General features: G+C 68.1%; 21 protein-coding genes and 1 tRNA gene. 11 read left to right on the forward strand and 11 right to left on the reverse strand.

The features are described 5' to 3' along the window. Positions 1–34 precede the first annotated feature (34 nt). The 3 genes from GPX89_RS15595 to GPX89_RS15605 form a co-directional block, all read right to left on the reverse strand. A complete protein-coding gene (locus tag GPX89_RS15595) occupies positions 35–1165 on the reverse strand; it encodes an ABC transporter ATP-binding protein (RefSeq protein WP_198347515.1) in 1131 nt (376 codons plus the stop codon). After that, on the reverse strand, positions 1162–2640 hold the full coding sequence (locus GPX89_RS15600) for an ABC transporter permease (RefSeq protein WP_157389068.1): 1479 nt from the start codon (positions 2638–2640) through the stop codon (positions 1162–1164). The genes GPX89_RS15595 and GPX89_RS15600 overlap by 4 nt, the downstream gene beginning before the upstream one ends. A gap of 92 nt (positions 2641–2732) precedes the next feature. Next, on the reverse strand, positions 2733–3755 hold the full coding sequence (locus GPX89_RS15605; RefSeq protein WP_157388324.1) for an iron ABC transporter substrate-binding protein: 1023 nt from the start codon (positions 3753–3755) through the stop codon (positions 2733–2735). Positions 3756–3913: 158 nt separating this feature from the next. Here GPX89_RS15605 and GPX89_RS15610 point away from each other — a divergent pair, with 158 nt between their 5' ends. Together GPX89_RS15610 and GPX89_RS15615 are read left to right on the forward strand one after the other, a co-directional pair. Further along, positions 3914–4357, forward strand: coding sequence for an Rv0361 family membrane protein (locus tag GPX89_RS15610; protein ID WP_157388325.1), 444 nt, complete (start codon positions 3914–3916; stop codon positions 4355–4357). 7 nt (positions 4358–4364) lie between these two features. Then, positions 4365–5756 carry a metallophosphoesterase family protein gene (locus tag GPX89_RS15615; RefSeq protein ID WP_157388326.1) on the forward strand — a complete coding sequence of 464 codons (1392 nt, stop codon included), beginning with the start codon at positions 4365–4367 and terminating at the stop codon, positions 5754–5756. A 47-nt stretch (positions 5757–5803) separates the two neighbouring features. On the opposite strand, the gene GPX89_RS15620 is transcribed toward GPX89_RS15615, so the two are convergent. Next, positions 5804–5877, reverse strand: a tRNA-Cys gene (locus GPX89_RS15620). Positions 5878–6004: 127 nt separating this feature from the next. Between GPX89_RS15620 and GPX89_RS15625 the strand changes: the two genes are divergently transcribed. Both GPX89_RS15625 and GPX89_RS15630 read left to right on the forward strand, forming a co-directional pair. Continuing rightward, positions 6005–6547 (forward strand): MarR family winged helix-turn-helix transcriptional regulator, encoded by a 543-nt coding sequence (locus tag GPX89_RS15625; protein WP_157388327.1) that lies wholly within the window; start codon positions 6005–6007, stop codon positions 6545–6547. A gap of 67 nt (positions 6548–6614) precedes the next feature. Then, positions 6615–7676 (forward strand): Hsp70 family protein, encoded by a 1062-nt coding sequence (locus tag GPX89_RS15630; RefSeq protein WP_235947434.1) that lies wholly within the window; start codon positions 6615–6617, stop codon positions 7674–7676. Between the two features lie 208 nt (positions 7677–7884). Here the strand turns inward: GPX89_RS15630 and GPX89_RS15635 are convergent, their stop codons facing one another. Genes GPX89_RS15635 through GPX89_RS15655 form a run of 5 tightly spaced genes read right to left on the reverse strand, consistent with a single transcriptional unit; the run spans position 7885 to position 13397 of the window. Further along, complete coding sequence (locus GPX89_RS15635; protein ID WP_157388328.1) at positions 7885–8712, reverse strand: enoyl-CoA hydratase; 828 nt, start codon at positions 8710–8712, stop codon at positions 7885–7887. Continuing rightward, entirely contained in the window at positions 8709–9611 is a 903-nt protein-coding gene (mmsB, locus tag GPX89_RS15640; protein WP_157388329.1) for a 3-hydroxyisobutyrate dehydrogenase, read from the reverse strand. Before mmsB ends, GPX89_RS15635 begins: the two co-directional genes overlap by 4 nt. 16 nt (positions 9612–9627) lie before the next feature. Further along, positions 9628–10758, reverse strand: coding sequence for an enoyl-CoA hydratase/isomerase family protein (locus GPX89_RS15645; protein WP_235947436.1), 1131 nt, complete (start codon positions 10756–10758; stop codon positions 9628–9630). After that, entirely contained in the window at positions 10755–11894 is a 1140-nt protein-coding gene (locus GPX89_RS15650) for an acyl-CoA dehydrogenase family protein (RefSeq protein ID WP_157388330.1), read from the reverse strand. The genes GPX89_RS15645 and GPX89_RS15650 overlap by 4 nt, the downstream gene beginning before the upstream one ends. Positions 11895–11897: 3 nt before the next feature. Next, positions 11898–13397: a CoA-acylating methylmalonate-semialdehyde dehydrogenase gene (locus GPX89_RS15655; RefSeq protein ID WP_157388331.1), complete on the reverse strand. Its 1500-nt coding sequence runs from the start codon at positions 13395–13397 to the stop codon at positions 11898–11900. 185 nt (positions 13398–13582) lie between these two features. Between GPX89_RS15655 and icmF the strand changes: the two genes are divergently transcribed. The 3 genes from icmF to GPX89_RS15670 all read left to right on the forward strand — a co-directional run bounded on the left by icmF (position 13583) and on the right by GPX89_RS15670 (position 19033). Continuing rightward, the gene (gene icmF / locus GPX89_RS15660) at positions 13583–16792 is read left to right on the forward strand and encodes a fused isobutyryl-CoA mutase/GTPase IcmF (RefSeq protein WP_157388332.1); all 3210 of its coding nucleotides are present in this window, start codon (positions 13583–13585) and stop codon (positions 16790–16792) included. Between the two features lie 110 nt (positions 16793–16902). Next, positions 16903–17964: an amidohydrolase family protein gene (locus tag GPX89_RS15665; protein ID WP_235947438.1), complete on the forward strand. Its 1062-nt coding sequence runs from the start codon at positions 16903–16905 to the stop codon at positions 17962–17964. 82 nt (positions 17965–18046) lie between these two features. Next, complete coding sequence (locus GPX89_RS15670) at positions 18047–19033, forward strand: methyltransferase (protein ID WP_157388334.1); 987 nt, start codon at positions 18047–18049, stop codon at positions 19031–19033. A 3-nt stretch (positions 19034–19036) separates the two neighbouring features. Here GPX89_RS15670 and GPX89_RS15675 read toward each other — a convergent pair whose 3' ends face one another. Continuing rightward, entirely contained in the window at positions 19037–19714 is a 678-nt protein-coding gene (locus GPX89_RS15675; RefSeq protein WP_328601876.1) for a TetR/AcrR family transcriptional regulator, read from the reverse strand. A gap of 207 nt (positions 19715–19921) precedes the next feature. Between GPX89_RS15675 and GPX89_RS15680 the strand changes: the two genes are divergently transcribed. From GPX89_RS15680 to GPX89_RS15695, 4 genes are read left to right on the forward strand one after another with little or no spacing between them, the layout of a single operon-like run. Next, entirely contained in the window at positions 19922–20758 is an 837-nt protein-coding gene (locus GPX89_RS15680) for an SDR family NAD(P)-dependent oxidoreductase (RefSeq protein WP_157388336.1), read from the forward strand. A gap of 20 nt (positions 20759–20778) precedes the next feature. After that, the gene (locus tag GPX89_RS15685) at positions 20779–21702 is read left to right on the forward strand and encodes a ferritin-like domain-containing protein (RefSeq protein WP_157388337.1); all 924 of its coding nucleotides are present in this window, start codon (positions 20779–20781) and stop codon (positions 21700–21702) included. Then, complete coding sequence (locus GPX89_RS15690) at positions 21699–22487, forward strand: NAD(P)/FAD-dependent oxidoreductase (protein WP_157388338.1); 789 nt, start codon at positions 21699–21701, stop codon at positions 22485–22487. Before GPX89_RS15685 ends, GPX89_RS15690 begins: the two co-directional genes overlap by 4 nt. Next, positions 22484–24019 carry a flavin-containing monooxygenase gene (locus GPX89_RS15695; RefSeq protein WP_328601877.1) on the forward strand — a complete coding sequence of 512 codons (1536 nt, stop codon included), beginning with the start codon at positions 22484–22486 and terminating at the stop codon, positions 24017–24019. The genes GPX89_RS15690 and GPX89_RS15695 overlap by 4 nt, the downstream gene beginning before the upstream one ends. Before the next feature lies 1 nt (position 24020). Here GPX89_RS15695 and GPX89_RS15700 read toward each other — a convergent pair whose 3' ends face one another. Next, entirely contained in the window at positions 24021–24791 is a 771-nt protein-coding gene (locus GPX89_RS15700; protein WP_328601878.1) for an SWIM zinc finger family protein, read from the reverse strand. Positions 24792–24871: the final 80 nt, after the last annotated feature.

A 24871-nucleotide genomic window follows, 5' to 3' on the forward strand; every position in this document is an offset into this window, starting at 1 on the left:
TGGTCTACCGACCGCCCAGTCACATTCCCGGCGTTCAGACCGCCGACACCGCGTCCGGCACGGTCATGCCGGTCGAGGTGGCGCCGCTTCCGGACGCCCGGCCGGCGGCCGTGCACTGCTCGGAGGTGAAAGCGACGGCCGCACCGAGGACTTCGAGGTCGACCCGATCGCCGACGGCCGGCGCGTCGACACTGACCCGGCGCACCTGGATCGGTTCCGGACAGCCGTCGAGATCGAGGGTGAGCACGACGTCCGCGCCCCGGAACTCCAAGGCGCGCACGGTGGCCCGGCCGGGGTGCCCGTCGGTGACGGACCGGGCCAGCAGCTGTTCGGGACGCATCATGACCGCGCCCGTGCCGGTCGGCGCGTTCACCTGCACCGGGATCCGGCCCAGCACGGTCTCGGCCGTCTCGGTCCCGATGGTGGCGTCCAGCAGCACGGTGTCGCCGAGGAATCCGGCCGTGAACAGGTCCGCCGGAGCGGCGTACACCTCTTCGGGCGTGCCGACCTGGGTGAAGCGTCCCGAGCACATGACCGCGACCTGATCGGCGAACGACAGCGCCTCCTCCTGGTCGTGGGTGACCAGGATGCTGGTCATGCCCGCGGCGCGCAGGGTTTCGGCGACGGCCTGCCGGGTGGCGGCGCGCAGTCCGGTGTCGAGCGCGCTGAAGGGCTCGTCCAGCAGCATGACCTTGGGTTTGCGGGCCATGGCGCGGGCCAGGGCCACGCGCTGCTGCTGTCCGCCGGAGAGCTGGTGGGGGCGGCGGTCGGCGTAAGACGGGTCGAGCGAGACCATTTCGAGCAGTTCGGCGATGTGCTCCCGGTGCTTGCGCTTGCCGCCCAGCCCGCCGCCGAGGCCGTAGGCGATGTTCTGCCCGACGGTCAGGTGCGGGAACAGCGCGCCGTCCTGCGCCACGTAGCCGATGGCGCGCCGGTGCGGCGGCACCGAGAACCCTTGCCGGGTCACGACTTCCCCGCCGATGGACACCGTGCCCGCGTCCGGGTTCTCGAATCCCGCGATCACCCGCAGCAGCGTGGTCTTCCCGCAGCCGGAGGATCCGACCACCGCGGTGGCGCTGCCGTCGGCCACGTCGAGGTCGATGGCGTCGAGCACCGGCGCGTGTCCGAAGGTCTTGGAAACCTGGTCTACGACAAGACGACTCACAGTCCCGCCGCCTTCCTGGATTGGGTGAACAGCAGATAGGTGACCGGCACCGAGGCGATGATCATGATCAGCGCGTACGGCGCGGCGGCCGCGTAGTCCAATTCGCCCGACAGCTGCCAGAACTGCATGGCGAGGGTGCGGGTGCCGTTGGGGGCGAGCAGCAGGGTCGCGGTGAGCTCGGTGGCCACGGCCACGAACACCATGGCGGCCGCCGCGGCCGCCGCGGGCGCGGTCAACCGCAGCGTGACCCGGAAGAACGTTGCGGCGGGCGACTTTCCGAGCACCTGCGAGGCCTCCTCCAGCCCCACCGGCACCTGCGCCAGCCCGGCCCGCACGCTCACCAGCGCACGGGGCAGGAACATCAGCGTGTAGGCGGCCAGAATCGTCGCGGCGGTCTGATAGAACGCGGGCAGCCAGCGAATGCTCACCGTCACCAGCGCCAGCGCGACCACGATGCCGGGCAGCGAGCTGGTGATGTAGTTGGCTCCCTCGATGATTCGCGCGAACCGCGAGGTGGAGCGGACCGCGATCCAGGCCACCGGGAATGCGCACAGTGTGGTGATGACCGCGGCCGTGACCGCCAAACCGAGGGTCTGCCCCAGGGATCGGCCGATCTCGCCGGTGTCCCACACCGCGGAACCGCCGAGCTTCAGCCAGCGTCCGATGGTCCACAGCGGCACGCCCAGTGTGGCCGCCAGCGCACCCGCCAGCAGAGCGAACATGGGAATCTTGGCCCAGCCCAGCCGAATCCGGTTCGCGCCGCGCTGCGCGCCGCCGCCGATCCGGGCGTAGCGGGCCCGCCCGCGCACCGCCGACTCACCGGCCAGCAGCACCAGGCACAGCACCACCAGCACGCCCGACAGCGTGCTGCCCGCCGCACCGGCGAAGCTCGACTGGTACTGCTCGAAGATGGCGGTGGTGAAGGTGTCGAACCGGATCATGGCGAACGCGCCGTACTCGGCCAGCAGATGCAGCGAGATCAGCAGTCCGCCGCCGAGAACCGCCAGCCGCAGCTGGGGCAGCACCACGCGCGCGAAAACGGCGACCGGCCCGGAGCCCAGGGCCCGGGCCGATTCCTCCACGGCGGGATCCAGCCGCCGCAGGGTGGCCGCCGCCGGTAGGTACACCAGCGGGAAGTACGAGACGGTCGAGACGATCACGCCCGCCCACAGCCCGTGCAGCGAGGGGACCGCGCTGACCCAGCCGTAGCTGTTGACGAAGGCCGGAACCGCCAGCGGGGCAGCGAAGATCGGTCCCCACCAGGCCGCGCCCGGCACATCGGTGCGTTCCATGATCCAGGCCAGGCCCACGCCCAGCGCCACGCAGATCGGCACCGTCAGCACCACCAATTCGGCGGTGTTGCGCAGCAATTCGCCGACGCGCGGGCGGAAGATCAAGTGCGCGGTCTCGTTCCAGCCGGTCGAGACCAGGGTGGACACGATGTAGCCCAGCGGTACGAAGGTGGCCGCCACCATGAGCAGGGCGGCGATCGTGACGAGCGACCCGGGCCGAGGGGCCCGGATCGGAGACGCCTTCGCAGCAGGTACAGCGGTCCGAACTGACACGGTTACAGCAGGCCCGCCTCGGTCATGAGCTGCGTGACCTTCTTGGCGTCCAGCTTGCTCGGGTCGATCTTGGGGTAGTCCAGCGAGGCCAGCGGCGGCAGCGCCGGGTTGGCCGCGACGTCGGAGGCCACCGGGTACTCCATGGAGTCACCGGTCTGCAGCACCGTCTGCCCCTTCTTGGAGGTGATGAAGTTCAGGAACTTCTGGGCGTTGGCCTGCTTGGTGCTCGACTTCAGCACGCCGCCACCGGAAATGGAGACGAAGGCGCCCGGGTCCTGGTTCTTGAAGTAGAACAGCTGGGTGTTGCCGCTGTTCTCCTTGGTCTTGGCCTGGTCGCGGTACCAGTAGTAGTGGTAGATGACGCCGCCGTCGATCTGGCCGTTGTTCGCGTTCTTCATCACGGTCGTGTTGTTCTGCCCGATGACCGCGTTGTCCTTCATGCCCTTCAGCCACGCCTTGGTGGCGTCCTCGCCCTTCTGGGCGAGCAGCGCGGCCACGATGGCCTGGAAGTCCGCGCCCGACGCGGCGCCGCTCCACTTGCCCTTCCACTGCGGCTGCTGCAGATCCAGCAGCGACTTGGGCAGCTGGTCGGCGGGGAGCTTCGCGGAGTTGTAGACGAAAACGGTGGAGCGCGCGGCGATTCCGGTCCACTTGCCGGTGGACGGGCGGAACTGCTCGGGCACCTGCGCCAGCGTGTCCTTGTCGACATCGGCGAACAGGCCGGCGTTCTCGACCAGCGCCATGGCCGGGGAGTTCTCGGTGAGGAAGACGTCGGCCTTGGAGTTCTTGCCTTCGGCCACGAGCTGGTTGCCCAGGTCGGTGTCACCGCCGTTGCGGATGGTCACCTTGATGCCGGTGTCCTTGGTGAACGCGTCGATCCACTCCTTGGTGAGGGATTCGTGCTGCGCGTTGTAGACCAGGATCTCGTTGTCGTCCTTGGACGAGCTCGAGCACGCCGTGGTCGCGCCGAGCACCGCGAGCGCGGCCAGTGCGCCGGACACCAGTTTCCATCGAGCCGCCGTCATGACCGTCCTTCCACTCACCGAGCCTAGCCTCTGAGGTTTGCCTAACCAACGTACAGTCCCGGGCTCCCGGTTCAAATGCCACCCCACCAATCGACACGGAATCGCTGTAGTCTGCCGTCGTTCCAGAACCGAAGATCGGCCCGAGTCGAAGGATCTCGATGACCCGCAATCGCCGCACTCCCCTCACCATCGGACTCGGCGCAGTGGCCGTGGTACTCGTGGGGGGTGGCATCGCCACCGCGGTGACGTTGAACGGCAAGGACTCCGGCGCCAGTGACGACAAGCGCGTCGAGACCGCGCTACGCGACTTCTACGACGCCATGTCCACCGGCGGCGCGTCGGCCGCCGTGGGCAAGACCTGCGCGAGCGATCGCGCCCAGTACGACGCGCTCCCCGACGCCGCGAAGAAGGGTTCGGACCAGGGCAAGATCTCGATGAAGATCGACGAGATCCAGGGCATCAACATCACCGGCGACCGCGCCACCGCGACCACCCTGGGCACCATCACCATTCCCGGCGTGAGCGACAGCAAGCGATCCATCCCGGAGCATCTGCGCAAGGAAGACGGCGTATGGAAGGTCTGCTCCACCGACGCGAAGTAGGACGGCGATGAGTTGCTGCGGCCCGAGCCGGCGCCAGGTCCTCGGCCTGCTCGCGGCGGCGGCGATGCCGGTGGCGTGGGCGAGTCCGGCTCGCGCGCAGCCGGGTTCGCTGGTGGTGACCGAGCTGGAGGTCGTGACGGTCACCGAACAGTCGGCGGTCTTCACCTGGACGACCCGCGGCCCCGACGCCGCCCCGGTCGAGGCCGACAGCGAGGTCTGGATCGGTCCCGCCGACGGCTCCGGACTGCGCCAGGTCTACGGCGACTCCCGGCCGACGGCCTTCCACTACGCCGAGGTCACCGGACTGGAACCGGGCCGCGCCTACCGATTCGAGACCCGTTCCGCCGGCATCCCGGCCGCACCCGCGGTGAATGTGGCCACGCGCCAACCGAATACACCGGAATCACTGGGCGTCTTCACCACCCTGGTGCCGCCGCCGGGCCGGCTGCTGCGAACCCTGGCGCTCTCCAACGACATTCACCTCGGCGAGGAGGTCAGCGGCATCATCACCGCGGGCCTGCCGCCTGGCTTCCGCCAAGAGCCCGGTCTCGCACCGTATCCCGAGATCATGCTGGCCGCGCTGCTCGACGACATGCGCCGCCCCGACCGCGCGGTCGATCATCTTCTGCTGGCCGGCGACCTCACCGCGGAGGCCACCCCCGAACAGGTCGGCGGCGTCCACAACCGCCTCGCGAACTGGGGTGCGGCAGGCCGGGACTGGTTCGCCGCGCGCGGTAATCACGACCGCCCGCATCTGGGCTCCGACTACGCGAGCTGTACGCCCTACCTGGATCACGACGACTGCTGGGGCGATTCCTTCTCCGCCAGACAGCAATTGGTGTCCCACGAGGTCGGCGAGCTGCGCCTGATCGCCCTCGACACCACCGAGCTCGACATCCCCGGCGGCACCTTGGACCGGTCCCAGCTCGACGAGCTGCGCGGCCTGCTCACCGCCGATCCGGACCGTCCCACACTGGTTTTCGGCCACCACCCGGTGACCGCCGAATCCGGCTGGTCCAACCTGGCGGGCCCCAGCTTCATCCTGAACGCCGCGAACGCCGCAGAGCTGCAATCGATCTACCGGTCGGCCCCCGGCGTGTTCCTGCACCACTCCGGCCACACCCACCGGAACCGCCGCACCCGCCCGGACCTCCCCATCGACGTCGAATTCCTGGAAGTGGCGGCCGCCAAGGAATACCCGGGCGGCTACACCCTGCTGCGCCTCTACGAGGGCGGCTACATGGCGAACTTCTACAAGACCCGCACCGCGGAGGCTCGCCGCTGGAGCACCCGTTCCCGCGGCGAATACTTCGGCCTGCTGCCCGAATACACGCTCGGCACCACCGCCGACCGCAATCACGCGGTGCTGCGCGACCTTTCCGGAGTGTCAGCCTCCTGAACATGAAAACGCCCCCCCATGTCCGGCATGGGGGGGCGTTTTCTCGATGGAGCGAGCGGCGGGAGTCGAACCCGCGTATACGGCTTTGCAGACCGCTACCTAGCCCCTCGGTCACACCCGCATCGTGTCGTCGATATTGGCCCGAACGGGGTCAGTTGCCCAGGTTTCGGATCACGGTGATTTCTACCGGTGCGCGGATTGGCTCGGCGCTTCAACCAACCGGTCCGCGACGTGCGATGATCGGGGGCATGTCGCGTCCCCGTCCGCTGCCGCTCGATCCCATCGAGGAGGCGCATCGCCAGTGGACCGAGCACGGCTGGGGCGACGTGGCCGACGGCATGGCGGCGGTGACGTCGCTGGTGCGGGCGCAGCAGATCGTGATGGCGCGGGTCGATGAAGCCTTACGACCGTCCGGTTTGACCTTTTCCCGCTACGAGCTACTCATGCTGCTGAGTTTCAGCAAAACGGGCGCGCTGCCCATGGCGGTAGCCAGCGCCCGCCTGCAGGTGCATCCGACCTCGGTCACCAACACGGTGGACCGGCTCGAGGCCGCCCAGTTGGTGAAGCGTGTGCCACATCCGAGTGACCGGCGGGCGACGCTCATCGAAATCACCGATGCCGGAAGGGATTCGGTGGCCAAGGCCACCACCGAACTGAATCGGCGTGTTTTCGCCGAGGCGGGCCTGCCACCGGAACGATTGCATCTGCTGCTGCAATTGCTGGCGGAGTTCCGGCAGGCGGCCGGCGACTTCGATCCGGGTAGCTCCCCGACACGGTGGGCCGGTCAGTAACTCTTCAGCGACCCAGCAGCCAATTTCCTGCGTCATAGTCTTGGATTCGGCTCGCAAAAGGTTCACCATGGAGGCCATGGTGCTGGTCCTCGGGGTGTCGGCGGGCGCTGCTGGCGCACGCGCCATGCTCACCCATTCCGACCAGCCTCACCTGCCCCCCATCGACCGTTGCAAGGTGCTACGCCGTGCCGGTGGCGGGAGCATGGAGGAGGCGGTGTTCGAGGCCATTCGGCTGATGCGGAAATCCGCGGCCAAGCGGGACGAATTCATTACCGGCATCGCGGTGACCACCCGGTGCAGCAACCATGCCGAATCCGTCCGGACCGCCGCCGGCCGCAATCGCCTGACCGTCATCGACGAGCCGGTGGCCCAGCTCAGATATCTCAGATTCACCGGCCGGCTGCCCACCGAGGGTTCGATCCTGCTCTACGACCTAGGCGCCTCCGGCCTGACCCTCACCCAGATCGACTGCCGAACCGATGCCGTCCTCGCCACCAAGCGCAGCACCGTCGTCGGCGGTGACGGCCACGACGCCCTGCTGCGCTGGCTGCTCACTCGCGGCGGCGTCACGCTGGACCTGGCCAACACTCGGCGGCAGAAGGAGGCGCTGGCCTCCGAACGCGTGCTGGCCGTGTGCGACCCGATCACCGGGCAGCGCACCGTGGTCACCCGGAGCGATTTCGCCGAACTGGTCGAAGCGGGGATTCATCACTCGGCGTCGTTCGTCCGGCACATGATCGACGAGACCGGGGTGCAGCCGACGGGTATGGCGCTACTGGGCGGCTGTACGCGCAACAAGAGCATCCGCGACGAGCTGAAGCAGCAGCTCGGCATGCAGCTCATCTACGATCCCGAGCCCGAATTCGTCTCCACGCGCGGCGCGGTCCTGCTCGCCGCCGAACGGCCCTCCGCCCGCAGCATCCGCAGCGTCCACCTGACGCCGCACTCCGGTGCCCATGAGGCCCCCTCCTCCCCGGTATCCCGCCGCAAACTGGTTGCCGCGGTCGCGGTTACCGCCACGCTCGGCGGCACGATCGTGGGCGCGCTCGCGATGAACCGCGACGGCGGCGACCACACGGACGGCAAGCCGCCCACGGTCGAAGTGGTCGGCCCTCCCAAGCACGGGTAAGAGCCAAAGACAAAAGCGGCCTAGATCAGGGAGAGGGGCCGCCTGTGCCACCAGCCCACGCCCAACCCCACCCCCCTCGAGGCCCGGCCTTGACGACCTTCGCCGTGTCAGCCGACACGATCGTTGAGTGGCACATTATCGAGAGGGAAACGGACAAAACCCCTCGGAGAGGTGCCACTCAACGAAGAAGCGGGAGTTGGTGGGGCGGCTACTTGTTGGTGAAGTTGGCGGGGCGCTTTTCGACGAAGGCGGTCATGCCTTCCTTCTGGTCGTCCGTCGCGAAGAGGGAGTGGAAGACTCGGCGTTCGAAGCGGAGGCCCTCGGTGAGGGTGGTTTCGAAGGCGCGGTCGACCGCTTCCTTGGCGATCATGACCGAGGGCAGCGACATGGACGCGATGGTTTCGGCGACCTCCATGGCCGTGGAGACGAGTTCCGCGGCGGGGACGATGCGGGAGACCAGGCCCGCGCGTTCGGCCTCTTCCGCGTCCATGTTGCGGCCGGTGAGGATGAGGTCCATGGCCTTGGCCTTGCCGACGGCGCGGGTGAGGCGCTGGGAGCCGCCCATGCCGGGGATGACGCCGAGCTTGATCTCGGGCTGGCCGAACTTGGCGGTGTCGGCGGCGATGAGCAGGTCGCACATCATGGCGAGTTCGCAGCCGCCGCCCAGGGCGTAGCCGGCGACCGCGGCGATGATGGGCTTGCGGAAGGCGACCAGGCGGTCCCAACCGGCGAAATGGTCGGTCAGGAACATGTCCATGTAGGACTTGGACTGCATTTCCTTGATGTCCGCGCCGGCGGCGAAGGCGCGGTCGGAGCCGGTCAGCACGACCGCGCCGATCTCGTTGTCGTTCTCGAGTTCGTCGAGGGCGGCCGAAATGTCGGTGAGGACCTGCGAATTCAGCGCGTTGAGGGCCTTCGGCCGGTTCAGCGTGATGAGGGCGACGCGGCCCTTGCGCTCCAGCAGAATGGTCTCGAAGTCGGGCCCGCCCGTCGCCCCGCCCCCACCCCCAACGGAGTCGCTACGCGACACGGTCATTTTGTCTCTCCCTCAGATCGCTTGCGGATATCGGTGACGATAGCCGAGAAGTCCTTGCCCGCTTCGTCCTGGTTGAAGCGGTTGTAGATGTCGGCGGCGAGCTGTCCGATCTGCCCGTCCACACCGTTGGCCCGCAGGGCGTTGGCCGCCAGACCGAGGTCCTTGTTCATGAGCGCGGTCGCGAAACCGGGCTTGTAGTCATTGTTGGCGGGGCTGGTCGGCACCGGTCCGGGCACGGGGCAGTACGAGGTGAGCGCCCACGACTGGCCCGAGGCGGTGGACACCACGTCGAAGAACTTGTCGTGGGTCAGGCCCAGCTTCTCGCCCAGCACAATGGCTTCCGAGAGTCCGATCATCGAAATGCCGAGCAGCATGTTGTTGCAGATCTTGGCGGCCTGGCCCACGCCCGCGCCGCCGCAGTGCACGACCTTGCCGCCCATGACCTCGAGCAGCGGCAGGGTGTCGGCGAAGTCGGCGTCCGCGCCGCCCACCATGAAGGTCAAGGTGCCTGCCGCCGCGCCCGCCACGCCGCCGGAGACAGGGGCGTCCAGGGCCCGATGTCCCGCTGCCGCAGCGAGTTCCGCGGCCTGCTTGGCGTCGGCGACGTCGATGGTGGAGCAGTCGACGAACAGGGTGCCCGGCTTGGCGGCCGAGAGCACCTCGTTGTAGAGGTCGAGCACGATGCGGCCGTTGGGCAGCATGGTGATCACGATGTCGGAGGCCGAAACCGCTTCGGCGGCAGTGGCGACCACGGTCGCGCCGTCCTGGCGGGCCTGGTCCTGCGCGGCGGGGACGGGGTCGAAGGCCAGCACGTCGTATCCGGCCTTGACCAGGTTGGCGGCCATGGGTCCGCCCATGTGGCCGAGTCCGAGGAACCCGACCTTGGTGTTGTTGCTCATTACTCGTCCTCGAGTTCTATTCGCCTGAAGTAGGTGCGGCCAAACCCAGTTCGCGGTCGCCGAGCGCGCCGAAGTAGGCGTCGACGTCGGCGGCGGTGACGTCCGCCAGGGTGGCGGGCGACCACTGCGGGTTGCGGTCCTTGTCGATGACCTGGGCGCGAATGCCTTCCACCAGGTCGTGGGTGTTGAGGGAGGCGATGGAGACGCGGTACTCCTGGTTCAGCGCCGCTTCCAGATCGGCGGCCTGGCGGGCGCCGCGCAGCGAACGCAGCGTGACCTTCACCGCCACCGGCGATTTCGACAGCACGTCCTGCGCGGCCTTGGCGGCTTCGGCGCGGCCGTCGATCTCCAGGCGGTGCACGATCTCCTCGACGGTGTCCGCGCTGTAGCAGGCGTCGATCCAGTCCTGCTGGGCCACGAACTCCGACACCGGCGCGGGCTGCGCGAATTTCGCGATGGCCACGTCGATCTCATTGTCGCGCAGGGCTTCCAGCAGCGCAGGCAGGTGCTCGGACGGCACGAAGTAGTCGGCGAAGCCGGCCGCGATGGCGTCACCGGCGGACATGCGCGCGGTGGTGAGCCCGACATGGGTGCCGATCTCGCCGGGCGCGTGTGCCAGCAGGTAGGTGCCGCCCACGTCCGGGATGAAGCCGATGCCGACCTCGGGCATACCGATCTTGGACCGCTCGGTCACGATGCGGTGCGAGGCGTGGCCCGAGAGGCCGACGCCGCCACCCATGACGATGCCGTCCATGATCGCGACGTACGGCTTGGGGTAGCGGCTGATGTAGGCGTTGAGGATGTACTCGTCGCGCCAGAACTTGCCGGTCTCCGAATCGGCGGCCGCCTCCTGCGAAGCATCCTGTGCGACAAGGTTCTTCGCGTCGTTGTGGATGGCGACGATGTCGCCGCCCGCACACAAGCCGCGTTCGCCCGCGCCGGTGAGCACCACCGCGCGCACCTCGTCGTCGTCCACCCAGGCCCGCAGCGCGTCCAGGATGACCAGTGCCATCGCGTGGGTGAGCGCGTTGATGGCCCGGGGCCGGTTCAGCGTGATCAGGCCGAGCCCGTCGCGCTTCTCGATCAACACCTCGGGTTCGTTCACCGGCTCGGCTGTGTCCATCTTTCGCTCGCTGCGCTCGCTCATGCTGCTCCTACCACCGAGCGGGCGACGACCACCCGCATGATTTCGTTCGTCCCCTCGAGAATCTGATGCACCCGCAGGTCGCGAACGATCTTCTCGATGCCGTATTCGGCCAGGTAACCGTAGCCACCGTGCAATTGCAGGGCCTTGTTGGCCACCTCGAACCCGGCGTCGGTGGCGAACCGCTTGGCCATGGCGCACAGCTCCACCTTGTCGGGGGCGTCGGCGTCCAGGGCGGCCGCGGCGCGCCACAGCAGGGTGCGGGCGGCCTCCAGCGAAGTGCGCATATCGGCCAACTCGAACTGCAGGGCGGTGTTGTCCAGCAGTCGCGAGCCGAAGGCTTTGCGCTGAGCCATGTACGTGACCGTCCGGTCCAGCGCAGCCTGCGCCCCGCCCATCGAGCAGGCGGCGATGTTCAGCCGCCCACCATTGAGCCCGTTCATGGCGATGCGGAAGCCGTTGCCCTCCGCGCCCAGCAGGTTGGCCGCGGGCACCCGGGCCTGATCGAGAATGACCTGGCGGGTGGGCTGGGCATTCCAGCCCATCTTGCGCTCGTTCGCCCCGAAGGACAGCCCGGGGGTATCGGCCGGAACGATGAACGCCGAGATCCCGCGTGCCCCTTCGTTTCCGGTGCGCGCCATGATCACGTACACATCGCTGCTGCCCGCGCCGGAGATGAATTGCTTGACACCGGTGAGCAGGTAGTCGTCGCCGTCGCGAACGGCCTTGGTGCTCAAGGCCGCCGCGTCGGAGCCGACGCCCGGCTCGGTGAGCGCGTAGGAGGCCAGCAGGTCCATGGACGTCAGTCCCGGCAGCCACCGATTGCGTTGCGTCTCATCGCCGTAGGTGTCGATCATCCACGTCGCCATGTTGTGGATGGAGATGTAGGCGGCCACGGCCGGGCAGCCGGTGGCCAGCTGCTCGAAGATGCGCACGGCGTCCAGCCGCCGCAGCTCCGAGCCGCCCACGTCCTCGCGCACGTAGATGCCGCCCAGGCCGAGCGAGCCCGCCTTGCGCAGCACGTCCACCGGGAAGTGCTTGCGCTCATCCCATTCCAGGGCATTGGGCGCGAGCAGTTCGTCGGCGAAGGAGCGGGCGGTCTCGACGATCGCCTTCTCGTCTTCGTCTAGTACGAACATCCGTCAGTCCATGGTCGGGATGACGAAGGCGTTGGACTCCTTGAGTCCCGCGGGCCAGCGCTGCGTCACCGTCTTGGTCTTGGTGTAGAAGCGGATCGAGTCCGGGCCGTGCTGGTTCAGATCGCCGAAGCCGGAACGCTTCCAGCCGCCGAAGGTGTGGTAGGCGATCGGGACCGGGATCGGGACATTGATGCCGACCATGCCGACCTGCACGCGGGCGGCGAAGTCGCGGGCGGTGTCGCCGTCGCGGGTGAAAATGGCGACGCCGTTGCCGTATTCGTGCTCGTTGGCCAGGCGCAGGCCCTCTTCGTAATCCGCGGCGCGAACGATGGACAGCACCGGGCCGAAGATCTCCTCCTTGTAGATCCGCATCTCGGAAGTGACGTTGTCGAAGAGCGAAGCGCCCGCGAAGAACCCGTCCTCGCCGCCCTCCACGACCAGCCCGCGGCCGTCGATGACCAGCTCCGCACCCTCGTCGACGCCGATCTGCACGTAGTTGTTCACCCGGTCCACGCCGTCACGGCCGACCAGCGGGCCGAAGTCCGCGCCCGGATCGTCGGAGACGCCCACATTGAGCTTGTTGATGCGCTCGATGAGCTTGGCGCGCAACCGATCCGCGGTCTCCTCGCCCACCGGCACCGCGACCGAGATGGCCATGCAGCGCTCACCGGCCGAGCCGTAGCCCGCGCCGATCAGCTGGTCGGCCACATCGTCGAGGTCGGCGTCGGGCATGACGATGGCGTGGTTCTTGGCCCCGCCGAAGCACTGGGCGCGCTTGCCGTTCGCGGACGCGGTCTCGTAGATGTACTGCGCGATCGGGGTGGAGCCGACGAAGCCGACGGCCTTGATGCGCTCGTCGTGCAGCAGCGTGTCCACGGCTTCCTTGTCGCCGTTGACCACGTTGAAGATGCCCGCGGGCAGCCCGGCCTCGAGGAACAGCTCGGCCAGCCGCAGCGGCACCGAGGGGTCGCGCTCGGAGGGCTTGAGCACGAAGGCATTACCGCAGGCCAGCGCCGGACCGGCCTTCCACAGCGGGATCATGGCCGGGAAGTTGAACGGGGTGATGCCCGCGACCACGCCCAGCGGCTGGCGCATGGAGTACACGTCGATGCCGGTGCCGGCGCTCTCGGTGTATTCGCCCTTGAGCAGATGCGGGATGCCGCAGGCGAATTCGATGACCTCGAGCCCGCGCTGGATGTCGCCCTTGGCGTCGGCGATGGTCTTGCCGTGCTCGCTGGACAGCAGTGCGGCCAGCGAATCCATCTCGTCCTGTACCAGGGTCAGGAACTTCATCAGCACCCGAGCCCGCCGCTGCGGGTTCGTGGCGGCCCACGCGGGCTGCGCCGCGGCCGCGTTCGCGATGACCGCCTCGACCTCACTCTTGCTCGCCAGCGGCACCTTGGCCTGGACCTGTCCGGTGCTCGGGTTGAACACATCGCCGAAGTTGCCCGAAGTTCCCGGGACATGCTTTCCGCCGACGAAATGAGTGAGTTCGCGAACCATGCCTGGCCCTTCCACGACTTTTACAGCCTGTCTCGATGCTTGCGAAGCTTGCGCGCCGATTGCGCGTTCCGTGGCGATCCTATAGTTGGACATCCAAGTATTGGCTGTGGGATAATTCACAAGCCCGATCGTGATTGGGGTTTCAGGGGGAGCCCCTGAGAGCCTCCGAGAGTTGGAGCAATCGCATGCCCGAGTTGCATGTTCCGGTCAATCCCGTGCGGTTCGTCACCGCCGCCGCGCTGTTCGATGGCCATGACGCGGCCATCAATATCATGCGGAGAATCCTGCAGGCCCAGGGGGCCGAGGTGATTCATCTGGGGCATAACCGAGCCGTGCGGGAGGTCGTGGACGCGGCGGTCACCGAGGACGTGCAGGGCGTTGCCGTCAGCTCGTATCAGGGCGGGCACATCGAGTACTTCGAGTACCTGGCCAAGGCGTTGAAGGAGGCCGGGGCCGAGCACGTGAAGATCTTCGGCGGGGGTGGCGGCGTCATCATTCCCGAGGAGATCGCGCGGCTGACCGAGTCCGGGGTGACCATCTTCTCGCCCGAGGACGGGCAGCGGCTCGGGCTGCCGGGGATGATCAATGAGCTGATTTCCGCTTGCGACGTAGACCTTTCGCAGACGCCCGCGAGTATCGAGGCGGTGCTCACCGGGGATCGGGCGGCGCTCGCGCGGACGCTCACCTGCTTGCAGCAGGGCACGCTCCCGGAGGCGGATCGGGCGGCGTTGACGGCCGCGGCGGCCGGGCGGCATGTGCCGGTGCTGGGCATCACCGGCACCGGTGGATCGGGAAAGTCCTCTCTCACAGACGAACTCATTCGGCGGCTGCGCACCGACCAGCAGGACAAGCTGCGGGTGGCGGTGCTGGCGGTGGACCCGACGCGGCGGCGCGGCGGCGGCGCGCTGCTGGGCGACCGGATCCGGATGAACGCCCTCGACGGTGAGCGCGTGTACTTCCGGTCGCTGGCCACCCGGGGTGAGCGGGAGGTGCCGCACGACATCGACACCATGGTGATCGCCTGCAAGGCAGCGGGTTTCGATCTGGTGATCCTGGAGACGCCGGGCATCGGGCAGGGCGACGCGGCCATCGCCGAGCACGTGGACGTGTCGCTGTACGTGATGACGCCGGAGTTCGGGGCGGCCTCCCAGCTCGAGAAGATCGACATGCTCGATTTCGCGGATGTGGTGGCCATCAACAAGTTCGAGCGGCGCGGGGCCGAGGACGCCCTGCGGGACGTGTCGCGGCAGTTGGTGCGCAATCGCGAGGATTTCCACGCCATGCCCGAGGACATGCCGGTGTTCGGCACCAGCGCGGCCACCTTCAACGATGACGGCGTGACGGCGCTCTACCAGCACCTCGCCGCACTGCTCGGCGAACGGGGACTGCCCTTGCAGGAGGGCGTGCTGCCGCGGGTGCGGACCCGGGCCTCCACCCGGTTCGCGCAGATCATTCCGCCGGCTCGGGTGCGGTATCTGGCCGAGATCGCCGAGACGGTCCGGGATTACCACGCGGAGACGGCGCGACAGATCGAGGCCGCGCAGCGCGTGCAGCGGGTCGAGCAGGTGCTCGCCGAGTTGCCCGAGGACGAATCGGTGAGCGAGCTGCTGGAGCGGGCGAAGAAGTCGCTCTCACCGGAGAACGCCGCACTGCTGGCGGAATGGCCCGCCGTCGCCGAATCGTATCGGGGCGAGGAGCAGGTGGTCCGGGTTCGCGATCGGGAGCTGCGCACCGCTTTGCGGCGAGAGACCTTGTCCGGCAGTTCGATTCCGCGCGTGGCCCTCCCCCGTTTCACCGATCACGGTGAGCTGCTGCGGTTCCTGCGGTCGGAGAATCTCCCCGGCCGGTTCCCGTTCACGGCGGGAGTGTTCGCGTTCAAGCGGGACAACGAGGATCCGGCGCGCATGTTCGCCGGTGAGGGCGATGCCTTCCGAACCAATCGGCGGTTCAAGGTGCTGTCCGAACACGCTGACGCCAAACGACTTTCGACGGCGTTCGACTCGGTCACGCTGTACGGGCACGATCCGGCCGAGCGGCCGGACATCTACGGCAAGGTGGGGACCTCCGGGGTTTCCATCGCCACGCTCGACGATATGAAGGTGCTCTACGACGGGTTCGACCTGGACGCGCCGAGCACCTCGGTGTCGATGACCATCAACGGTCCCGCGCCGACCATCCTCGCCTACTACCTCAATGCCGCCATCGATCAAGCGCGGGAACAGTTCTCGGCCGAGAACGGCCGCGCGCCGAGTGCCGACGAGGAGCGGGACCTGCGCGCCCGGACCCTGGCCACGGTGCGCGGCACCGTGCAGGCCGACATCCTCAAGGAGGATCAGGGCCAGAACACCTGCATCTTCTCCACCGAGTTCAGTCTGCGCATGATGGCCGACATCCAGGAATGGTTCGTGCGCAACAGCGTTCGCAACTTCTACTCGGTGTCCATTTCCGGCTATCACATCGCCGAGGCCGGGGCGAACCCGATCAGCCAGCTGGCCTTCACGCTCGCCAACGGATTCACCTACGTGGAGGCGTATCTGGCGCGCGGCATGGACATCGACGACTTCGCGCCCAATCTGTCGTTCTTCTTCTCCAACGGCATGGACGCCGAATACTCGGTGATCGGCCGGGTGGCGCGGCGCATCTGGGCGATCGCCATGCGCGACAAGTACGGGGCCAACGACCGCTCGCAGAAGCTCAAGTACCACGTGCAGACCTCCGGGCGGTCGCTGCACGCACAGGAGATGAGCTTCAACGACATTCGCACCACCCTGCAGGCGCTCATCGCGGTCTACGACAACTGCAACAGCCTGCACACCAACGCCTACGACGAGGCGGTCACCACGCCGACCGAGGAGTCGGTGCGGCGGGCGCTGGCGATCCAGCTCATCATCAACCGCGAGTGGGGGCTGGCGATGAACGAGAACCCGCTGCAGGGCAGCTTCATCATCGAGGAGCTCACCGATCTGGTGGAAGAGGCGGTGCTGCGGGAGTTCGAGCGGATCAGCGAGCGCGGCGGTGTGCTGGGAGCGATGGAGACCGGATACCAACGCGGGCGGATCCAGGACGAGTCCATGCTCTACGAACGCCGCAAGCACGACGGCAGCCTGCCGATCATCGGGGTGAACACCTTCCGCAATCCGCACGAGGAAGAGCACCGGGTACTCGAACTGGCGCGCGGCACCGAGGCCGAGAAACAGTCCCAACTGCACCGCGTTCGCGAATTCACCGAGCGCCATCGCGACGAGGCCCCCGCCGCCCTGGCCCGGCTCGCCGCGGCCGCCTCGAGCGACGACAACGTCTTCGAAGTGCTGATGGACGCCGCCCGCGTCTGCACCCTCCAGCAGATCACCGACACCTTCTTCACCGTGGGAGGCCAATACCGCCGCAACGTCTGACCGGGCAGTGCTGTCCGGGTAGTCCCGATTTCACGGCCGGAGGCGGGTCGGCGTGGAACAATCCGGGACAGGCTGACCCAGACGGAAGGCACCTCATGGACCTTGCGGGAATGACTGTCGTGGACGCGCACATTCATCAGTGGGATCCGCTGACGACGCCGCGCGAGTTCAGCGGTCTGGCGAAACTGTTCCGGTACGTCCCGATCCCCGTGGACCTGGCCAAACGGCTGGCTCCCCGGCGGGAACGCGAATTCGTGGGGGATCCAACCCCTTTCGTGCATCCCTATCTGCCGCGCGACTATCAGCAGGACGCCGGGGAGGTGCCGGTCGAGGCGATCGTGCACATCGAGGTGGAATGGAACGGGAAGGGCCGGCTCGCGCCCGCCGATGAGACCCGCTGGGTGGAAAGCCTGCCGTTCGGGGTGGACACGCCCGCGCTCGGCGCGATCATGGGCGCGGGCGACCCCACGGCACCCGATTTCGGCGAGCTGCTCGACGCGCACCAGGCCGCCTCGCGACGGTTCCGGGGCATCCGGGCGCGCGTCGAGACGCATCCGGATCCGCAGGTGCGCGCGATGTGCAAGACACCGGGTCTGCTCACCTCCTCCGCTTTCCTGAGCGGCTTCGGCGCGCTGGCCGATCGCGGCCTGGCGTTCGAGGCGTGGGTGTACTCGGGTCAGCTGCCGGAGGTGACGGCGCTGGCCGAGCGGTATCCCGACACCACCATCGTGCTCAACCATCTGGGCACACCCGCCGGGATTTTCGGACCGGTGGGACGCAATACCGGACAGCACCCCGGGCAGCGGCGCGAGTTGTTCGTGCGCTGGCGCGACGACCTCGCGGCGCTGGCCGTGCACACCAATGTGGTGTCCAAGGTGAGCGGGCTGATGATGCCGATCCTCGGGCACCCGGTGCCCGAGCGCGGTAAGCCGACACCGGTTCCGGTGCTGCTGGAACGGATTTCGCCGATGCTGGAGCACGCGCTGGACGTGTTCGGGGCCGACCGGCTGATCTGGGGCTCGAATTTCCCGGTGGACAAACCGATCACGAGCATTCCGAACGCCGCGGAGGCGGTGGCCACCGCACTGTCCGGGCACGGGGCCGACGACAAGGCCATCGAGCAGATTTTCCGCACCAACGCCGAGCGGGTGTACGGCATCGACGAGCTCTGATTCCCGGCAACCGGGACCGCTGCCGTCCCGGCCGCACGGATTTGCCGTTGCCGGCGGGTCGCTGTGGCTATCGTGATGCGCCATGGAGCGGATCCTGCGGATCGGAATGGGTTTCTGGGAGTCCCGGACCCTGCTCAGTGCCGTCGAACTCGGGGTGTTCACGGTGCTCGGGCATCGGCAATTGACCGCCGAGCAGTTGCGGCGCGAACTCGGTCTGCACCCGCGTTCGACCCGCGACTTCCTCGACGCGCTGGTCGCCATGGACCTGCTGCGGCGCACCGACGACCGCTACGCGAACACCGCCGACAGCGCCACCTACCTGGACAGCACCGGCAGCGAATACATCGGCGGCTTCCTGGAGATGGCGGCCGCGCGACTGTATCCCTTCTGGGGCGGGCTCACCGACGGCCTGCGCACCGGACTCCCGCAGAACGAGGCCAAGGGCGGCGGCGACTTCTTCACCACCCTCTACCGGGATCCCCAGCGGCTCTATGACTTTCAACGCGCCATGACCGGTCTGTCGCTGCCCAGCGCGCACGCCATCGCCGAGATCTTTCCGTGGCAGCGCTGGAAGACCGTGGCCGACATCGGCACCGCACAGGGCGCGCTGCTGCGCACCGTGCTCGAAACCAACCCCCACCTGCACGGCATCGGTTACGACCTGGCGGCCGTCGAGCCCATCTTCACCGAATACAGTGCGCCGGTGGAGGATCGGACCACCTTCCAGTCCGGCGACTTCTTCATCGATGAACTTCCCGAGGCCGACGTCCTGGTCTTCGGCCACATCCTGCACGACTGGGATCTGCCCACGAAGCTGATGCTCCTGGAGAAGGCGTACCGCGCCCTCCCCGAGGGCGGGGCCATCCTCGTCTACGAGTCCCTCATCGACGACGACCGCCGCACCAATCTCCAGGGCCTGCTGATGAGCCTCAACATGCTCATCGAAACCCCCGGCGGCTTCGACTACACCGCCGCCGACCTGCGAACCTGGCTGACCGACACCGGCTTCCACAACCCCATCACCGAACACCTGGCCGGGCCGGAGTCGATGGTCTGGGCGGTCAAGTAGCGGTCATCGGTCGGGGAAGGCCAGGTACTGCGCGCCCAGCAGGTCCGCGGTGCGGCTGACATGGTCGATGATGCGGTCGGCGTCGGCGGTGACGGTGCCGGTGCGCCAGGCCGTCAGCAGTTCGATGAAGCCGCCGATGCCCATGAGGACGCCCATGCGCAGGTCGGATTCGTCAACACCCGGGCGCAGGTAGGGGCGTGCGGTGGCGATGAGCAGGTCGGTGGCCTCGGTCAGCATCTCGCTGCGGCGTTCCTCGAGCACCCGGCTACCGGCGTGATCGCCGAAGAGAATTCGAGCGGGACCCTCGCTCTGCAGGCCGACCGCGCGTGCGATGGCCAGGTGCAGGATGCCCAGCGCCGGGTGCTGCAGGTTCTCCGCGACCACCGCCGAGAGTTCGGCCAGCACCTGAAAACCGACGTCGTCCCAGACCGCGCCCAGTAACTGGTCGCGGTCGGCGAAGTGCTCATAGAAGTAGCGATCGTTGAGCCCCGCGCGGGTACACACGCCGCGCATGGTCACTGCGGCCCAGCCGTTTTCGAGCCAGATGTCCAGACCGGCCGAGAGCAGACGCTCCCGCCGTTCGGCGCGGCGCTCCTCTTGGGTGCGCCCGCCCCAGGTGCCGCCACGCCGCGCAGGGGCCGTCGCCTCCCCGCGCCCACCCGGCACCGGCCGCGCGGACACCTCCGCCGCCACTCCGGTGGCCGCATTAGACGTCGGCCGGGCTGGTACATCCGTTGCGGCCCGCGCGGAAGTGCGAGCGGCCGCCGGTGAGGACCGGTCCATAGTTGACAAAGTAGCGCACCGGGAGCCTAATTGGTGGCAGGTGCGGCCAGTGGTGGCATACGCCCCCAGTTTGACCGCCCGGACGGCACGGCCCCGGGAGTTCCCATGCGACTCAATCCCTTCGGTGGATCCCGCCGCACCCAGCAGGCGGACGCGGTGGTGACAGGCGCGGGCAGCGGCATCGGCCGAGCCTTCGCCCTGGAGATCGGCAAGCGGGGTGGACGGGTCATCTGCTCCGACATCGACGCCGAGCGCGCCCGCGAGACCGTCGAATTGGTCAGCGCCGCAGGCGGAAAGGCCTTCGACACCGTCTGCGACGTGAGCAGCCTCGCGGAGGTCGCGACGCTGGCGCACACCGCCGAGGAATGGTTCGGCAAGAACCCGGACCTGGTCGTCAACAATGCGGGCATCGGGCGCGGCGGCACCCTCATCGGCGAAACCCCGCCCGCCGAATGGCATCAGGTGCTCGACGTCAACCTGTGGGGCGTCATCCACGGCTGTCACGTCTTCACGCCCCGGCTGCGCGAGGCCGGGCACGGCGCGATCGTGAATGTCGCCTCCGCGGCCGCCTTCGGCTCCGCGCCGCGCATGGCCGCCTACAACGTGAGCAAGGCGGGCGTGCTGGCGCTGTCGGAGACCCTCGCCGCGGAGCTGTCCGGCACCGGCGTCACGGTCACCGTGCTCTGCCCCACCGGGGTGAGAACCAACATCCTGGAAGGCGTTTCGATCGGCGACGAGAACCTGCAGCGCTGGGGCGATCGCCTGATCCGCTGGACCGGACGCCCGCCGGGTTCGATCGCCCGCACCACCCTCGACGCCGTGGACCGCGGCCAGCTGTATGTGGTCCCACAGCTCGAGGCCAAGGCCATCTGGCAGTCCAAGCGACTGCTGCCCGAGCCCTACACCCGTGCCGCCGGACTGCTGGAGCGGCTGGTGCGGTAACAGCCGATTGGAGTTGAACAATGGCGTTCGCGTATTCCGACATGCTCACCGTCATCCAGGATCGACAGTGGGCGCTGGCCGACATCGATTGGGACGCACCGGGAGCCGAACTCATCACCGACGAGCAGCGCCCGGCGCTGGCGAAATTCATGGCCGACCTGGTCTGGATCGAACACGTGGGCGCGCGCGGCTTCGCGGCGCTCACGCTGCGCGCCCCGGACGGACCACTCAAGGAGATCTACCGGTACTTCCACGCCGAGGAACAGAAGCACGCCAATGCCGAACTGGCCTTGATGCGCCGCTGGGGCATGCTCGACGAGGACGCGATGCCGCTGCCCAACAAGAACATTCGGCTCGTCATCCAGTGGCTCGACCGCTACGGGGACAGCCTGACCCTGCCGGTCCTGGGCACGGTGATCCCCTCGCTGGAGTGCGCGCTGGACGGCGCGCTGGTGAAATTCCTGCTCGACGAAGTACGAGATCCGCTGTGCCACGAGGTTTTCCGGCACATCAACAGTGATGAGTCCCGGCATCTCGCCGTCGGCTTCCAGGTCCTGGAGCAGCTCGGCGCGGGACCCATGCGACGGCTCGCCATCGAGTCGGCGGGTTACGTGCTGCGACCCAGCATCCTGATGGGCGCGGTGCTGTACACGCCGCTGCTGTCGCGCATGTCCACCAACATCATGGCGATGGGACTGGACGAGGAGAAGCTCTGGAATGCCGTGCGCCGCTACGAGAAAGCCGGTGAGCGCAGCCCCGACATCAAGCGCGTCCCGCTCTACCACGTGGTCCGGCTGCACGGCATGGCCACCATCAACCGCCTGCAGCCGATCCAGGGCGTGAACGATGCCCTGAACAAGGCGATCGACCACTTCCCGGTGAAGGTCTTCCGCCGCACCCCGTCCTGGTCCAAGGCCCTGACCTACGAGCCGGTGGCGAAATGACCTCCCCGATCCGCCGGGGAGACGCCCGCAGAGTCCGCGAAACCTACACCGGCCCCATCGTGCGCTGCACCCACTGGCGGGACCAGCACGAGGTCGACCGCCTCCACGTCGCCGTCATCGGCGGCGGTACCGCGCTGGCTCGGGTCGTGCCACCGGTGGCCGACCAGGCCCGTCGTGTCACCGTCTTCCAGCACGATCCCATCTGGATCCTGCCGACCCCACCGCTCCCCGGCGCACGAATCCTACTGCGCCAGTTGCCGACCGGGCTGCTGGGCAGCCTGCCGGGCCCCGCCGCCCCCACCCTGCCCGGCGACCGTGATGCCGCAGCTCCCGACCCCTCTGCGGGGATATCGGACCGGGCTGGCGGCCCGCACGGCGGGCCGATCGTCCCCGGCGCCGCGCGCCCCGAATTCCCTGCGGTGCTGCCGTTCTCGCGCCGCGGTATCGGCCGACCGGCGTCCTCCGACGGATTCGGCGAGGCCATGGTGTCCGCGGTGAGCGAGGTCGGGATCGGTATCTTGCGCTGGTGCGGGCGTCTAGTCCTGCGACAGGCGGCAGAGGCGAATCTCCGGGCTCAGGTCGGGGATTCGTGGCAGCGGAGGCAGCTCACGCCGGACCGACCGGCAGCGGTGCGGGTGCACGGCCGCTACTACCGGGCGCTCGCGCGGGCCAATTGCACGCTCGTGTCCTGGCCCATCGCCCGGTTCGCGCCACTCGGGATTCGCACCGTGGACGGGGTCGAGCATCGGGTGGACTGCATCATCTACGCGGAGGACACGCTGTGACCAGCACTGTGGTGGACCATGAGATCGTCATCGTGGGCGCGGGATTCTCGGGGATCGGGACCGCGATCGCGCTGCGCAAGGCCGGGTTCGACGACTTCGTCATGATCGACGAGGCCGACGGGGTGGGCGGGACCTGGCATTGGAACACCTATCCCGGAATCGCGGTGGACATTCCGTCGTTCAGCTATCAGTACTCGTTCGAGCAGCAGCGGTCCTGGTCGCGGGTGTACGCGCCGGGCCGGGAGTTGAAGGCGTACGCCGAGCACTGCGTGCGGAAGTACGGGCTGCGGCCGCGAATCCGGTTCGGCACCACCATCGCTCGCGCGGATTTCGACGACGCCCTGCACCTGTGGCGCGTGACGACCTCCGACGGCGAGGAGATCACCTGCCGGTTCCTCATCGGCGCGACCGGGGTGCTGACCCGGCCCAAACTTCCGGAAATCCCCGGGGCGGAACGGTTCCGGGGTTCGACCATGCACACCGCGCGGTGGGATCACTCGATCGATCTGCGCGGGAAGCGGGTCGGGATCATCGGCACCGGGGCCTCGGCCATCCAGGTCATTCCGGAGATCGCGAAGGACGTCTCGAAACTCACTGTCTTCCAGCGCACCCCGATCTGGTGCCTGCCCAGGCCGGACGCGCCGATGCCGCCCGCGGTCCGCGCGCTCATGCGGATTCCGGGCGGGCAGTTCTTGACCCGGTGGCTGAGCCAGGCGTTCGTGGAGATCACCTTCCCGCTCTCGGCGCACTACTACAAGGTGCTGCCGGTCGTGAAGCTCGGCGAGCGGCAGGGACTGGCTCACCTGCGCGACCAGGTGAAGGATCCGGAGGTCCGCGAGAAGCTCACGCCCAGGTACGCCCTCGGCTGCAAGCGCCCCTCGTTCTCCAACGACTACCTGAAGACCTTCAACCGCGAGAACGTCACCCTCGAAACCGATCCCATCACCGAGATCACCGCCAGCGGCCTGCGCACCACCGGCCGCCACCACCAAGTCGACGTCCTCATCATGGCCACCGGCTTCAAGGTCATGGAGTCCGGCAATATGCCCACCTTCGACCTGCACGGCAGCGGCGGCACCCGCCTCGAGGACTGGTGGGACACCCACCGCCTGCAAGCCTACGAGGGCGTCTCCATCCCCGGCTTCCCCAACTTCTTCACCATCATCGGCCCCTACGGCTACAACGGCGCGTCCTACTTCACCCTCATCGAAATGCAGACCACCCACATCCTGCGACTCCTGCGCCAGGCCCGCCGCCACACCGCCACCCGCATCGAGGTCACACCCGAAGCCAACGAGCGCTACTTCCGGGAAATGCTCTCGCGCCGAGGCACCCAGGTCTTCTGGCAGGACAGCTGTGCCCTGGCCAACTCGTATTACTTCGACAAGAACGGCGATGTCCCCCTGCGCGCCATGAGCACCCCCGAAGCGGCCTGGCGCGCGGCACATTTCGCACTGACCGACTACACCTTCGATTCCGTCGAGAAGCGGCGGAGCACCAGCCACCCCGCCGCGCGCACAGCCAGCGCGTAAGTCAGGAGTCGAGGGAGCGGTAGAGGGCGCGCAGGCCCCGCAGGCCCGCCGCCACCTGCTGCTCGTCCTCGGCCGTCATGCGCAGGGCCTGGCGCAGCAGGACGGCGTCGAGATCGTCGGGGGCAGGGTGGAAGTCGGGCTTCGGGAGCTTGGGCAGGGCGAGGTCGTCGCCGTAGAGGTCAGTGGAATCCGTTGCCGCGGTTTCCCGCTGGACGCTGCCGATGAGGTCGTCGAGTTCGACGCCGCGCAGGGTGAGCAGGTCGTTGGGGCGTTCGTCGAGACGTTCGGCGATGACGTAGCAGACGGCGGCCACGTGTTTGCAGGGCCACCCGGAATCGGGGCAGCTGCAGGAGAAGTCGAGTTCCCGCACGGTGGTGGGCAGCAACAGCGGACCGAGGGCCTGGGGCAGGGTACCCGCCGCGATCTCCCCGAGCATGCCCGGTGTGGTACGGACCAGGGTGACCAGTTCGTCCAGGCGGTCATCGCGCAGCTGGCGCATAGTGAAGACGGAAATGAACGGGCGCGGCTGACTGCCTTGGACTTCCGCGCTCACCACTCCCGGCTCGAGGCGGTAGTTCACCACCTGGCCGGTACGGGCGTAAGAGCGGCCGCGGGACAGCCGCCCGGCATCGGCGACATGCTCGACGGCCTCCAGAAAGGCTCGGCCCCACCAGGTTCGGGCGAACGCGGCACCGCGCTGACTGCGCGCCCGCACCCCGCCCCGCACCGGCCGCCGCTCACCGAATTCGCTGAAATCGATGTAGGTGTTCACCGGGACGCCTCCCGCCTCGTGCCGCCGCGCCGCCGGTCGGAAATCGTCGCGGTCCCACCGGTGCGCTGGTCGCCCCGTCC

This window comes from Nocardia terrae (genome assembly GCF_009760405.1).
In the GTDB taxonomy this organism is placed as follows: domain Bacteria; phylum Actinomycetota; class Actinomycetes; order Mycobacteriales; family Mycobacteriaceae; genus Nocardia; species Nocardia terrae.